This window comes from Rhodococcus sp. WS3 (assembly GCF_003797085.1).
Taxonomy (GTDB): Bacteria; Actinomycetota; Actinomycetes; order Mycobacteriales; family Mycobacteriaceae; genus Rhodococcus_F; species Rhodococcus_F globerula.
The window spans coordinates 202,119-214,307 of the sequence record NZ_RKMA01000002.1 but is presented as its reverse complement, the minus strand read 5'-3'; the positions used below and the strand labels follow the sequence as shown (position 1 = coordinate 214,307).

The 12,189-nt window shown below is 66.7% G+C and carries 11 protein-coding genes; all 11 read right to left on the bottom strand.

Features of this window, described 5'->3' with window-relative positions; all coding sequences use genetic code 11:
• Positions 1-24: 24 nt before the first annotated feature.
• The gene (locus EEB13_RS15170) at positions 25-765 is read right to left on the bottom strand and encodes an enoyl-CoA hydratase/isomerase family protein (protein WP_141485694.1); all 741 of its coding nucleotides are present in this window, start codon (positions 763-765) and stop codon (positions 25-27) included.
• A complete protein-coding gene (locus EEB13_RS15165; RefSeq protein WP_141486176.1) occupies positions 765-1,931 on the bottom strand; it encodes an acyl-CoA dehydrogenase family protein in 1,167 nt (388 codons plus the stop codon). The genes EEB13_RS15170 and EEB13_RS15165 overlap by 1 nt, the downstream gene beginning before the upstream one ends.
• Before the next feature lie 14 nt (positions 1,932-1,945).
• Entirely contained in the window at positions 1,946-2,704 is a 759-nt protein-coding gene (locus EEB13_RS15160; protein WP_141485693.1) for an SDR family NAD(P)-dependent oxidoreductase, read from the bottom strand.
• The gene (locus tag EEB13_RS15155; protein ID WP_141485692.1) at positions 2,704-3,909 is read right to left on the bottom strand and encodes a thiolase family protein; all 1,206 of its coding nucleotides are present in this window, start codon (positions 3,907-3,909) and stop codon (positions 2,704-2,706) included. The genes EEB13_RS15160 and EEB13_RS15155 overlap by 1 nt, the downstream gene beginning before the upstream one ends.
• A 234-nt stretch (positions 3,910-4,143) precedes the next feature.
• Positions 4,144-4,950 carry an enoyl-CoA hydratase-related protein gene (locus EEB13_RS15150; protein WP_141485691.1) on the bottom strand — a complete coding sequence of 269 codons (807 nt, stop codon included), beginning with the start codon at positions 4,948-4,950 and terminating at the stop codon, positions 4,144-4,146.
• 72 nt (positions 4,951-5,022) lie between these two features.
• Entirely contained in the window at positions 5,023-5,829 is an 807-nt protein-coding gene (locus EEB13_RS15145) for an ABC transporter ATP-binding protein (protein WP_141485690.1), read from the bottom strand.
• Entirely contained in the window at positions 5,826-6,908 is a 1,083-nt protein-coding gene (locus EEB13_RS15140; protein WP_141485689.1) for an ABC transporter ATP-binding protein, read from the bottom strand. The genes EEB13_RS15145 and EEB13_RS15140 overlap by 4 nt, the downstream gene beginning before the upstream one ends.
• Positions 6,901-7,821 carry an ABC transporter permease gene (locus tag EEB13_RS15135; RefSeq protein ID WP_141485688.1) on the bottom strand — a complete coding sequence of 307 codons (921 nt, stop codon included), beginning with the start codon at positions 7,819-7,821 and terminating at the stop codon, positions 6,901-6,903. Before EEB13_RS15135 ends, EEB13_RS15140 begins: the two co-directional genes overlap by 8 nt.
• Complete coding sequence (locus EEB13_RS15130) at positions 7,814-8,773, bottom strand: ABC transporter permease (protein WP_141485687.1); 960 nt, start codon at positions 8,771-8,773, stop codon at positions 7,814-7,816. The genes EEB13_RS15135 and EEB13_RS15130 overlap by 8 nt, the downstream gene beginning before the upstream one ends.
• A gap of 105 nt (positions 8,774-8,878) precedes the next feature.
• On the bottom strand, positions 8,879-10,399 hold the full coding sequence (locus EEB13_RS15125; RefSeq protein ID WP_187328568.1) for an ABC transporter substrate-binding protein: 1,521 nt from the start codon (positions 10,397-10,399) through the stop codon (positions 8,879-8,881).
• Between the two features lie 214 nt (positions 10,400-10,613).
• A complete protein-coding gene (locus EEB13_RS15120) occupies positions 10,614-12,185 on the bottom strand; it encodes a sulfatase (RefSeq protein ID WP_141485685.1) in 1,572 nt (523 codons plus the stop codon).
• Between the last annotated feature and the right edge of the window lie 4 nt (positions 12,186-12,189).

Genomic DNA, 12,189 nt, shown 5'->3' with positions numbered 1-12,189 from the left:
AGTTGTGCTGAATTACCGGCCTGGTCATTTGCCGAAGCCACGGATCGCGTCCTGCGCCTCGGCGGACAGGATCACCGCGACCTGGTTGGCGATCTCGTCCCCGAGCGCCGTCGGCAGATCGACCGCCCAGGCGTTGCACAGGAGCTCCTTGGTACCGGCGACTGCCCGCGGTGCGAGTTTGCGGAAGCGGTCAGTCAAGGCCGCCACCTCCTCCATGAGCCGCTCGACGGGCGCCACCGCGGTGACCATGCCCCACTCCAGCGCCGTTGCGGCGTCGAGCGAGTCGCCCAGGATCGCCAGCTGCCGGGCCCGCCGGTCGCCGACCAGCCGCGGCAGCAGCCAGCTGGCCCCGCTGTCGAGGGAGAGCCCGCGTCGGATGAACAGCTGTAGGAACTTCGCGCGCTCGCTGACCACCACGAAGTCGCAGGCCAGGGCGAGGTTGGCGCCGGAGCCGGCGGCGATGCCGTCGACCATTGCGACGGTCGGGAACGGGGCCGAGTGCACGCGCTCGACGCACCGGTTGGACACCCGGATCCGGTCGGGCAGCCCGTCGAGGTCGTCCAGCAGCCCCTCCACGTCGGACCCGCCGCAGAAGACCCCGCCGGCGCCGGTGATGACGACGGCCCTGGTGTCGGGGTCTACGACCAGCTCGGCCAGCAGAGCGTCGAGCGTGCTCCACATCGCATCGGTCATCGCGTTGAGCTTCTCCGGCCGGTTCAGCGTGATTGTGACGACGCCCTCATCGCGCTCACAGTCGACGCTCATTAGTTCCCCGCCGGGACGGGAGTATCGATCGACCGGCCGATGATCTCCTTCATGATCTCGTTGGTGCCCGCGTAGATCGTCTGCACCCGGGCGTCGAGGAAGGCCTTGGCCACCGGGTATTCCTCCATGAAGCCGTACCCACCGTGCAGCTGCAGGCAACTGTTGACCACCCGCTGCTGCAGGTCCGTCGTCCACAGCTTCGCCTTGGACGCGTCCTCCGCGGTGAGCTCGCCCGCGACGTGCTTGCGGATCAGGTGGTCGACGTATACCTGCGCGACCTCGGCGGCCGTCGTCAGCTCTGCGAGCACGAACTTTGTGTTCTGGAACGAGGTCAGGCGCTGGCCGAAGGCCTTGCGCTCGCGGCAGTAGTCGATGGTCCAGCCCAGCACGGCCCGCGATCCGGCGATCGCGGAGACGGCCAGCGCAATCCGCTCCTGGGCGAGGTTGCGCATCAGCGTCGCGAACCCGGTTCCCGGCTCGCCGAGCAGGTTCGCCGTGGGCACCCGGGCGTTGTCGAAGAACAGCTCGGCGGTGTCTTGGCTCTTGAGCCCGATCTTGCGCAGCGCCCGGCCGCGCTCGAATCCAGGCGTGCCGGTCTCCACCACGATCAGGCTCAAGCCGCGATGCCGCTGCGTCGGGTCCGTCTTGGCTGCGACGATCACGAGGTCCGCGTTGATGCCGTTCGTGACGAAGGTCTTGGACCCGTTGATCACGTAGTCGTCACCGTCAAGCAGCGCGGTGGTCGCGATCGAGGCGAGGTCCGAGCCGGTGCCGGGCTCGGTCATCGAGATCGCGCCCATCAGCTCGCCGGTCACCATGCCCGGCAGCCAGCGCGCCCTCTGCTCATCCGTCGTGGTGCTGAGCAGATACGGCAGCACGATGTCGTTGTGCAGGGTGATGCACATGCCTGAGCTGATCACGTTGGCGCGCTGCAGCTCTTCGGAGATGATCGCGTTGTAGCGAAAATCCGGCTCGCCCAATCCCCCGTACTCGGGGGGCACAGCCATGCCCAGGAAGCCGTTGTCGCCGGCCGCCCGGAACATCGATTTGTCGATGCGCCCCTGAGACTCCCACCGCTCGTGATGCGGCACGATCTCGGCGGCGACGAAGGCCCGGAAGCTGCTGCGGAAGTCGTCATGAGTTTGGTCGAAAATCTCACGCTGCATTGCCATAGTTGCGGTCATCGGGCCGTCCAGCCGCCGTCAACCGCAATGTTCTGGCCGGTAATGAAGGATCCGGCCGGACCGGCGAGCAACAGCAAGGCGCCGTCGAGCTCCCCATTTTCCCCCGGTCGCCCCAGGGGCGTATTGCGCCTGATCCAGCCGCTGGCGGACTCGTCGGCGAGCATCTTGTCGGTGAGCTCGCTGGGGAACCAGCCGGGCGAGATCGAGTTCACGCGCACGCCCTGCCTGGCCCATTCGCAGGCCAGATGCCGGGTCATGCTGATCACCGCGCCCTTAGCCGTGCCATAGGCGGCCTGCGGGACGGGTGCCGACGCCACCATGCCCAGAACGGACGCGATGTTGACGATCGAGCCGCCGCCGCGTTCCGCCATAGATTTACCGGCCAGTACGCTGAGTTCGAACAGCGCGGTGACGTCGATGTCGAACGTCTTGCGGAAGTCTGCCATCGGCTGCGTCATGGCGGGAACCGCGTCGGCCCAGCCTGCATTGTTGACGAGGATGTCGATCCCGCCGAGCTCGTCGGCGCGCGTTATCAGAGCCTCAAGGTCTGCTGTCTGGGTGATGTCGCAGCGGTGCGCAAGAATCCCGGCCTGCTGCTCCGCAAGCGACGCAAGCAGTTCGGTGCGCCGGGCTGCAGCGATCACGGTAGCGCCAGCGGCAGCGAGCACAGCGGCGAAGTTGCGCCCCAGCCCACTCGACGCACCGGTAACGACGGCAATCTTGCCGGTCAGGTCGACGATATGACTGGCGCTCATCACAGAGCCTCGATGATGGTCGCGTTCGCCATGCCGCCGCCCTCGCACATCGTCTGCAGGCCGAAGCGCCCACCCGAGCGCTCAAGCTCGTGCAGCAACGTGACCATCAGCTTCGCGCCCGAGGCACCCAGCGGGTGGCCGAGGGATATGCCGCCACCATTGACATTGAGTTTGCTGGAATCGACGCCCATCTCGCGTTGCCAGGCCAGGACCACCGGCGCGAACGCCTCGTTGACCTCAAATAGATCGATGTCGTCGATGGTCAGGCCGGCGCGGTCGAGCACCTTGCGGGTGGCGGGGATCGGCGCGGTGAGCATCTCGACGGGGTCAGAGCCGACGACGCTCATGTGCCGGATGACGGCGCGCGGGCGCAGCCCGAGGTCGCGGGCCTTGGCCGCCGACATGATCAGGACCGCGGCGGCGCCGTCGACAATCTGCGAGGAGTTGCCGGCGGTGACGCGGCCCTCGGGGATGAAGGACGGCTTGAGCCCGGCCAGCGCCTCAATTGACGTGTCGCGGATGCACTCATCGGCGGCGAGGGTCTCCTCGGACACGGCCACCTCGCCGGTCTCACGGTCACGGACCTTGCGGGCCACCGGCACGATTTCGCGGTCAAACCGACCCTCGTCCCGCGCACGCGCCGCATTTTTGTGGCTGGCCAGCGAGTAGGCGTCGATCTCGGAGCGGTCCAGCTCCCATCGGTCGACTACCATTTCTGCCGAAATACCTTGCGGCACAAGGCCAGTGTGGCCGTGAGCGGTGCGGTCTGCGTAGCGGGCCTGGGCCGCGTCGCCGTAGACCGCACGGATGTCGCCGCCCGGCGCGTTGGAGAACATCGGCACGGTGGACATGCACTCGACGCCGGCCGCGACGACTACGTCGCAGCTGCCGGACATGATCGCCTGTGCCGCGAAGTGGATCGCCTGCTGCGAGGAGCCGCACTGGCGGTCGACGGTAGTCGCCGGGATCGTCTCGGGCCAGCCGGCGGCCAGCACGGCCGTGCGGCCGATGTTGGTGCTCTGCGGGCCGTTCTGCGTAACACAGCCCATGATCACGTCGTCGATGATCGCAGGATCGATCCCGCTGCGTTCCTGCAGCGCGACGAGGGTCTGTGCGACAAGCTCGGCGGGGTGCCAGCCCGAGAGTGAGCCGTTGCGCTTGCCGGCTGCGGTCCGTACCGCGTCAACGATGACTGCTTCCGCCATGAGTTCTCTCCAATGTCTCGATCAGCCGGGGCCGCAGCCCGTTCCGGCGGGGTGAATAGAAAAGCAAGGTGACGAAAAGGGGCGGGCCGGAAAATGCTCCGCAATCGCGGGGCCGCGCCCGGGATGTCACCTCGCTCCAAAATGTAACTGAATTCAGTTTCAGTATTGGACAGCCGTGACTTTATCGTTGACGCGTCGATCCGTCAACCCCTGGGGAGGGTGCTCGCCGGCGACTCAGCTACCCGTCCACTGGGCGGGGCGTTTGTCCAGAAATGCCTGCACGCCCTCGACAACATCGTTGCTGGCCAGAACCTTTTCCATCGCGGCGTCAGATAGTGCCCACGCCGCGCTTTCCGAGCCCGCACTGCGCACCGCGACCTCACGAGACTCCTGCACCGCTAACGGCGCATTGGCGCAAATCTGCTCCGCCAGCTCTAGCGATCGCTCCAGTACGGTGCCGGGCTCGCACAGCACATTCACAAGTCCGAAGCCTGCCGCCCGCTCCGCGGAGATCGGCTCGCCGGTGAGCAACGCCTGCATCGCGATGTTGGGCGGCACCTTCTGCCCCATTCGGAACAGTCCGCCCGCGCCGGCGACCAACCCGCGCTTGACCTCGGGCAACGCAAACGATGCCGAGGTAGAAGCCACCACCAGGTCGCAGGCGAGCACCAGCTCGCAGCCGCCGGCAAAGGCCGGGCCGTCGATCGCGGCGATCACCGGGGTGCGGCGGTCACGCCCGACCAACCCCGCCAGGCCGGCGTCGCCGATGTTGAGCTCGGAAATACGGCCCTCGTTGATCACGCGCAGGTCCGCCCCCGCGCAAAACACCGGCGCAGTCGCCGCGAGAACAACCGCCCACACGGAGGGGTCTGCCTCGATGGCGTCGATGGCGTCATTCAAGCACTGAGCCAGCTCGATGTTGATGGCATTGCGTGCATGCGGGCGGTCGAGGGTCAGCACGACGACGTTGCCGACGCGCTGCTCCCGCAGCCCGTCCACCGAGACGCCCTCGTCCAGAGTTGTCGTGGCCTGCGTGTTCATAGGTTTTCCTCTCAAAAATTCGTAAATGTCAGGGGCGGGCCGCGTGCAGGAAGCTGCTGTCGAGGCGTGGCTCTAGACCTGCACGGCGCCGACGTGTGGGACGGCGATGCGCGGCACGGCGGAGAGCAGAGTACGGGTGTACTCGGTCTGCACCTTGTCGACGGTGAGCTGGTCCGTCGGGCAAATTTCCATCGCCTGTCCCCGGTTCATCACCAGCACACGGTCGCTGACCAGCCGGATCACGCCGATGTCATGGCTGATGAAGATGTAGGACAGGCCGATATCCTGCTTGAGGTCCCGCAAGAGCTCGAGGATCTGCGCCTGCACCGACACGTCGAGCGCCGAGACCGACTCGTCGAAAACCATGAGCTTCGGGGCTACCGCGAGTGCGCGGGCGATGGAGATGCGCTGGCGCTGCCCGCCCGAGAGCTGCGAGGTCCGCGAGTCTCCCGCCGCCGGATCCATCCCGACGCGTTCGAGTAGCTCCGGCACCCGGGCCTTGGCCTCGGCCTTTGCGACACCGTGCCAGAGGCGGAGCGGCTCGGCGATGATCTCGCCGATCGACATCGCCGGGTTCAGCGACGTGTACGGATCCTGGAAGATCATCTGGACGTCCCGCCACAGCTGGCGGTCGACGGACCAGTGCTTGTAAACCTCCCGGCCGGCGATCGTCACCGAGCCGGAGTCCGGTCGCAGCAAACCGCAGATGATGCTGGCCAGAGTCGACTTCCCCGAACCCGACTCGCCCACAATCCCAAGCGACTCGCCGGCTGCGACAGACACCGAGATGTCCTGGACCGCCTTGGTGACCTTGCCGCCACCGAGGCGGAAGGTCATGTGGACCGAGTCCACGGTGAGCAGGGGCGCGTCCGTGGTCATCGGTTTCCGCCAATCAAGATCGGGGACTCGAGGAAGGTCAGGTCTAGCCCGGCGCGCGAGTTCGCCAGGTGGCACCGCGCGCTGCGTCCGGTCAGCACCTCGATCAACTGCGGTGCGTCTGCCTCGCACTTGTCGAAGCGCAGGTCGCAGCGGCCGGCGAACTTGCAGCCGTGCTCAACCTCTCCGGGCTGCGGGACTCGGCCGGGCAGCGCGCGCAGCTCGTCGATGCTGGCGACTCGGTCCGGCGCGCAGCCGAGCAGCCTGCCAACGTAGGGGTGCAGCGGCACAGCCAGCACCTCATCGACCCCGCCAGTCTCGACTATCTCGCCCGAGTACATGACCATCAGGCGATCGCAGCGCTCGCTCACCACAGCCAGGTCGTGCGAGACCAGGAGGACGCCCAGGTCCAGCTCGGTGCACAGCCGCTGCAGCAAATCCATCACGCCGCGTTGGACCGTCACGTCCAGCGCCGTCGTCGGCTCGTCCGCGATCAGCACCGCCGGGTTGCAGGCCAATGCGATGGCGATCATCACGCGCTGGCGCATGCCGCCGGAGAACTCGTAGGGGTACTGCTTCGCCCGGGCGGACGCGTCGGGGATCTCCACCCGCTCGAACAGCTCGACGGCCCCGAGAGCCGCGGCGCGACGGGACAGGCCCGGCTGGTGGATGCGCAGCGCCTCGGCAACCTGGGCGCCGACCCGCATCGACGGGTTCAGACTCGTCATCGGGTTCTGGAACACCACCGCAATGCCGTCGCGGCGTGAGCCCCTCCCGATGTTGGCGGCGGCACCCTCGACTAGCCTGCCAGCCACCTCGATATCGCCGGACACGCGCCGGATCTTCGTCGGCAGCAGGCCCGCCATCGCGAGCCCGGTCAGGGTCTTGCCCGATCCGGACTCGCCGACCAGGCCCACGATCTCGCCCCGGCCGATCGACAGGGACACATCACTGACCACCGGGACGGGCCCGCCGGGCCTGTCGACCACGAGGTTCAGTCCGCGGATCTCGGCCGCGCTGCCCTGGCCGGAGCTCACGGCCCCAGAGCCCATGCCCCCGTCCCACATGCGAATGTCACTCATCGGACTTTCCTTTCACAGCCAGGTCGCCCAACATGTTCAGAGCGAGGATGAGCAGGATCAGCACGGCTGCGGGTACGAGGACTACCATGGGCTTGCTGGCGAGCATCGCTGTGCCGCCGGTCAGCAGGGTACCCAGGCTCGAATTAGGCTGCTGCACACCGATTCCGAGGAAGCTGATGCCGGTCTCGACCACCAGTGCGAGCCCCAGCAGATAGCTGATCTGCACCAGAACCTGCTCACGGACGTTCGGCATCACGTAGCGCCACAGGATCCTCGTGTGGGAGCAGCCCGAGAGCCGGCCCGCCGCCATATACGGCGCGGCCACCACCGAATCTGTCGCGGAGCGCACCACCCGCAGGATCCGCGGCGCGAACAGGACGCCCAGCACCACCATCTGGCCGTAGATCCCCGTCTTGAGCGAGGACTGGACCGTGATCAGCATGACCAGGGCCGGCACCGTCAGCACGACGTCGGCGAACCGGCCGAGAAACCAGTCGATCCAGCCCTTGCGGTAGCCGGCGATGAGGCCGAGCGGGATCCCGACCACCGCCGCGACAGCGATCGCGGTCATTGCGGCGAACAGGGAGGTTCGCGTGCCCCAGACGAGCCTGCTCAATTGGTCCCGGCCGAGCTGGTCCGCGCCGAGCCAGTGCTCGCCGGACGGGCCGGCGAGCACGCTCGTCAGGTCCTGGGCGTTCGGGTCCTGCAGCGGGAGGAGCGGCGCGAGGATAGAGAACAGCAATGCCAACCCGACGAAGCCGATCACGATCGGGGCCCCCGGTCGCAGCCACGCCGATTTGCGGGCGCGCGGCGCGGGCCGCACCGTACGGTCGGGCGGACCGCTCCCCGCGCTCTGTCCGGCGGCGGCCGGGTTCAACGAGATCTCGCTTGTGGATATCTTGGTCTCAGGCATTTTGTGCCTCTCCCACTGGGTTGAGCCAGGTCGAGATCACGTCGGCGATCAGGTTCGCCCCGATCACCACAAGTGCGGTGATCGCGACCAGCGCCTGCACGATCGCGAAGTCCTGGCTGTTGATCGAGCTGATCGTCAAAGTGCCGACCCCCTGGATCGCGAATACGGCCTCGACCAAGATCGCGCCGGTGACCAGCGCGCCTATCTCGATGCCGATCACGGTGATCAGCGGCGCGGCCGCGTTGCGCACGACGTGCTTGAAGAAGATCGCTGGCTCGGAGAGATTCTTCATCCGCGCGGTCCGCACATAGTCCGCCTCGTACTCCTTGAGCAGCGACGCGCGGAACGTGCGGACCTGCTGGCAGATCAGGGCCAGGCTCAGCGCGAGCACGGGAAGCGCCAGGTACTTGACTGCCTGGCCGACTCCGTCCCCCAGCATCCGGTAGCCCGCGGCGGGGAAGATCTTCAGCCACACCGAGAAGACCAGCACCAAGATCAGGCCCAGGAGGAAATTCGGAATGGCCATGCCGACCATCGCGATCGCCCGGAACACCCGGTCCAGCCAGCCGTCCGGCCGAAGTCCGATCACGAGGCCCATGATCACCGAGCAAAGGACAGAGATGGACATCGCGGAGCCCACCAGCAGCACCGTCGGCGGCAGGTAGTCGGCCAACAGCGAGGTCGTGGTCCCCTTCTGGTGTAGCGAGGCGCCCAGGTCACCCTGCAGCGCATTGCCCAGCCAGGAGAAGTATTGCGTGAGGACCGGTCGGTCCAATCCCAGATCCGAACGGATCGCAGCGATCTGCTCCGGCGTCGCCGTGTCGCCCGCGATGGCGCTGGCGGGGTCGCCGACCTGGAACATCATCACGTAGGTGAATAGCGTGACGACGAGGAGAATGGGTACCGCGATCAAGCTTCTAGTAACGACTTTGCGCAACAGGAGTAATTTCATTTCCGCACTTCCGTAATTCGGGCTGGCCGGCGGTTCCGAACTGGTCTAGCCGACCGGCCCCTAAGCGAATCTGCGTGTGCCGCTAACGACGCGTCCGCAGCGAGATCACCCGTTAAAGACCCCGCGCAGGGACACGAAGTTCAGGCCCCAGGGCTGCGACCAGCCCTTGATCGACGGCGCCACAGCGAAGGCGTTGAACTGTGAGACCAGCGGGATCATCTGGCCATTGCCCACGGCGTCGCCCGAGATCTGGCGGTAGGTCTTGACGCGGGCGTCGTGGTCGGTCTCAATTTTTCCCGCGGCGGCGGCGGCCTCGACCTTGGGATCGGGCAGCTGCGCGACGTTGTACAGACCCGTCGGGAGGAGGATCCGCTCGACGTCCAGGGAGGGGTCGAACGCGTTTCCGGTCGCGCTCAGCATCATCGCCGCGTTCTTCTCACCGGTGAATCGGCCCACGGCCTGCGCCGGCGCCAGCGGCGTCAGCGTGACATCCAGCCCGATCTTCGCCCACTGGCTCTGCGCATAGCCGGCCAAGTCGGACATCTGCGCGAATCCCGCATTGTGGATCAGCTCGAACTTGGAGCCGACAGCCCCGGCCTCCTCCACGAGCTTCTTCGCCTTGTCCACGTCGAAGGGCGTCAGGCTCAGGCCCAGCGCGGGATCGCTCATCACCGATCCGGGTGCGAAGAACTGGCCCACCGCGTCGCACTGGCCCTCCCACACTCCATCGCAGAAGGACTTGCGATCAAGCGCCATGCTCATTGCCTGACGTACGCGAAGGTCGTCGAGCGGCTTGATATCCGAGTTGAGCAGGAAGACGAAGTTCTGATTGCCCTTGCCGACGTCCGCATTTTTGCCCGCATTCTCGGCGGTCTGCATCATGCGGGTGGGCAGGGTGGTGATGTCCATGTTGCCGGCGAGCACCGCGTTGAGCCGCGCGTCGTCCGGCATCATCTCGATCACGAGGCTCTTAGCCCCGATCGCCTCCGGATTCCAGTAGCCGTCGTTGGCCTTGTAGACGACGCGGCTGGGCTGCACGCTCTCCACCGAGTACGGGGAGATGCCGACGGCAGACTTCGTGAGATCAACCTTCCCAGCGATCGCGTCCTGGGAGATCATCATGCCCTCGGGCCCGGCGAGGGTGGCCGGCAGCGCGCCAACGCCTGCGGCCGAGCGGAACCTGACGTGACTGTCGTCGAGCTTCTCAACGGCCACGCCAGCGAAGCCGGTCTTGTTGGTGCTGCCGGGCAGGTTTATCGACCGGTCGACATTCGCCAGCACGGTGTCGGCGCCGAACTTCGCACCGTCCGGGAACGACAGCCCCTCGCGGAGAGTGAAATCGATGTAGAAGCCGGCGTCATCCTTGCCACCCACCCACTCGGTGGCCAGCTGCGGGTTGATTGAGCCGTCGCCATCCTTAAGGGTCAGGCTGTCGTAGATGGGGTCCGTGTACGTCCACTGATGCCGGAACGCCAACAGGTCCGGGTCCAAGGTCTCGGCCGCGTACGACATGCCGAGCACGACCTGCCCCTCACCGCCCCCGCTGCCGCCGTCCGCGGTGGATCCGCAGCCCGCGGCCAATGCCAATACCGCCGCCGAGGCTGCCGTGGTTACAAGTTTTTTCATCCTGATCCTCTGATCAATTCCGCCGGGTAGCGGCGCCTGCAACCGGTCGGCTGGAGGCTCGCGCGTCATATGTGATGACCCTCACACAACATTTCTGATTCTAACTTCATTTTCAGTTTCGTCAATGGGATTGGGCCAATTCGCCAAAACTGAACACTCGTCTAGCTCAAAGAGCGCTGCCGCCGGCGTCTGGCACAGGGGGTATGAGGCGTGGCTACGCCATCGCCTGCACCGTCAGCCCGGGTATCCGCGGGGGCACCAAGCTGTCGTACAGGTCCGCCACGAGGTCCGACCGCAGGCCGACCAGTGCCGGATCGTTCCAGCGGTTGCGCCACTGGTGCGGATCATCGACAAGGTTGTACAGCTCACCCTCGGTGCCGTCGTACACGATCCGCTCCTGGGGCGGTGCCACGCCGAAACGGTGATATCGCTGCACCGAAGACAACCCCCAGCCCTGGAGCGAGGCTTCGTAGACGGTGCAGATCCACCCGTCGCGGATGATCGTCCGCATGCGATAGCCGTTGTCCAACTGGCTATCCCACTCGCACAGCGCCCGCTCCCGGCCCGATCCCGGCGCGGTAGGCAGCGGCTCGCCCTCCATCCACTCCGGCACCGCCACCCCCGCAATCTGGCAGAAGGTGGCGGCCAGGTCCACCTGGCCGACGGGCTCGGACACCACGGCCGGGACGACTCCCGCGGAGGGCGCGGGCCGCCAGATCAGGGGCAGCCGCATCAGCGAGTCGACGTGGTACGGGCCCTTGTAGAGCAGCCCGAAGTCGCCCTGGAACTCGCCGTGGTCCGTGGACAGCACGATGTCGGTGTCCGCGCCCCAGTCCCGGCTCTCGACATGCCCGATGATCCGCGCGCAGGCCTCGTCGAGCATCTCGTTCTCGATGTGGATCAACGCGGAGATCTCTCGCAGTTGATTGCCGGTCAGCTGCGCCGGGATGAAGTTCCCCGGCGCCGCGTCGACATTCGGCACCCGCCCCTCGTACCAGGCCAGCCAGTGCGCGGGCTTGTCCGCGAGCACCTCGCGCACACGGTCGGCGGAGCCCGGATGCCCGGCCGGCAGGTCCAGGTCCCGCCAGTCGACCCGATGCCGCTCCGACGCCGGCGGATCCCACGGGTGGTGGGGGTCCGGAAAGCTCACCCAGCAGAACCAGTCGTCGTCGGGATCCAGCGTGTCGAGCCAGGCGACGACGCGTTCCGCGATCCAGTCCGTGTGATAAGCCTCGCGCGGGACGGGGTTGTAGTTGATCTCTGGGGCCCCGGTCTCCCCGCCCGGGCTAGCGTCGAAGGTGGGGACGAAACCGTCGAGTTTGTCCGGATGCTCCAGAGTGAGCCAGTTGTTGTAGTGCGAGCTGCCGTAGGGCCCGTGGCCCGCGAACTCGACATGCTCAAACCCGCGATAAGGCCCGGTCCGCCCCTCACGGGAGAGCCGATTCTCCTCCCATTTTCCGTCGGGGTCCTGGACCGGCTCGAAATGCGCCTTGCCGATCAGCGCCGTCCGATAACCCGCGTCCCGCAGCACCGCGGCAACGCTGGGCGCGTCAACCGGCAGCGGGATCCCGTTGGCGATCACGCCGTGCGTCCTCGGGTACTGGCCCGTCAATATCGTCGACCGGGCCGGCATGCAGACGGTGTTCTGCGCGTACGCCCGCTCGAACCGCACCCCCGCGGCGGCGAGGGCATCTGCCGCCGGGGTGCGCGCGATCAGCCCGCCGTTGCACCGGAGCGCGTCATAACGTTGCTGGTCCGTTGTGATGAAGAGGATCTTTCGTCCCATATCG

Bases quoted from the DNA above. Each gene is read 5' to 3' on its own strand.
- EEB13_RS15170 (WP_141485694.1), bottom strand. From the start codon at position 765: ATGAGCGTCGACTGTGAGCGCGATGAGGGCGTCGTCACAATCACGCTG.
- EEB13_RS15165 (WP_141486176.1), bottom strand. From the start codon at position 1,931: ATGCAGCGTGAGATTTTCGACCAAACTCATGACGACTTCCGCAGCAGC.
- EEB13_RS15160 (WP_141485693.1), bottom strand. From the start codon at position 2,704: ATGAGCGCCAGTCATATCGTCGACCTGACCGGCAAGATTGCCGTCGTT.
- EEB13_RS15155 (WP_141485692.1), bottom strand. From the start codon at position 3,909: ATGGCGGAAGCAGTCATCGTTGACGCGGTACGGACCGCAGCCGGCAAG.
- EEB13_RS15150 (WP_141485691.1), bottom strand. From the start codon at position 4,950: ATGAACACGCAGGCCACGACAACTCTGGACGAGGGCGTCTCGGTGGAC.
- EEB13_RS15145 (WP_141485690.1), bottom strand. From the start codon at position 5,829: ATGACCACGGACGCGCCCCTGCTCACCGTGGACTCGGTCCACATGACC.
- EEB13_RS15140 (WP_141485689.1), bottom strand. From the start codon at position 6,908: ATGAGTGACATTCGCATGTGGGACGGGGGCATGGGCTCTGGGGCCGTG.
- EEB13_RS15135 (WP_141485688.1), bottom strand. From the start codon at position 7,821: ATGCCTGAGACCAAGATATCCACAAGCGAGATCTCGTTGAACCCGGCC.
- EEB13_RS15130 (WP_141485687.1), bottom strand. From the start codon at position 8,773: ATGAAATTACTCCTGTTGCGCAAAGTCGTTACTAGAAGCTTGATCGCG.
- EEB13_RS15125 (WP_187328568.1), bottom strand. From the start codon at position 10,399: ATGAAAAAACTTGTAACCACGGCAGCCTCGGCGGCGGTATTGGCATTG.
- EEB13_RS15120 (WP_141485685.1), bottom strand. From the start codon at position 12,185: ATGGGACGAAAGATCCTCTTCATCACAACGGACCAGCAACGTTATGAC.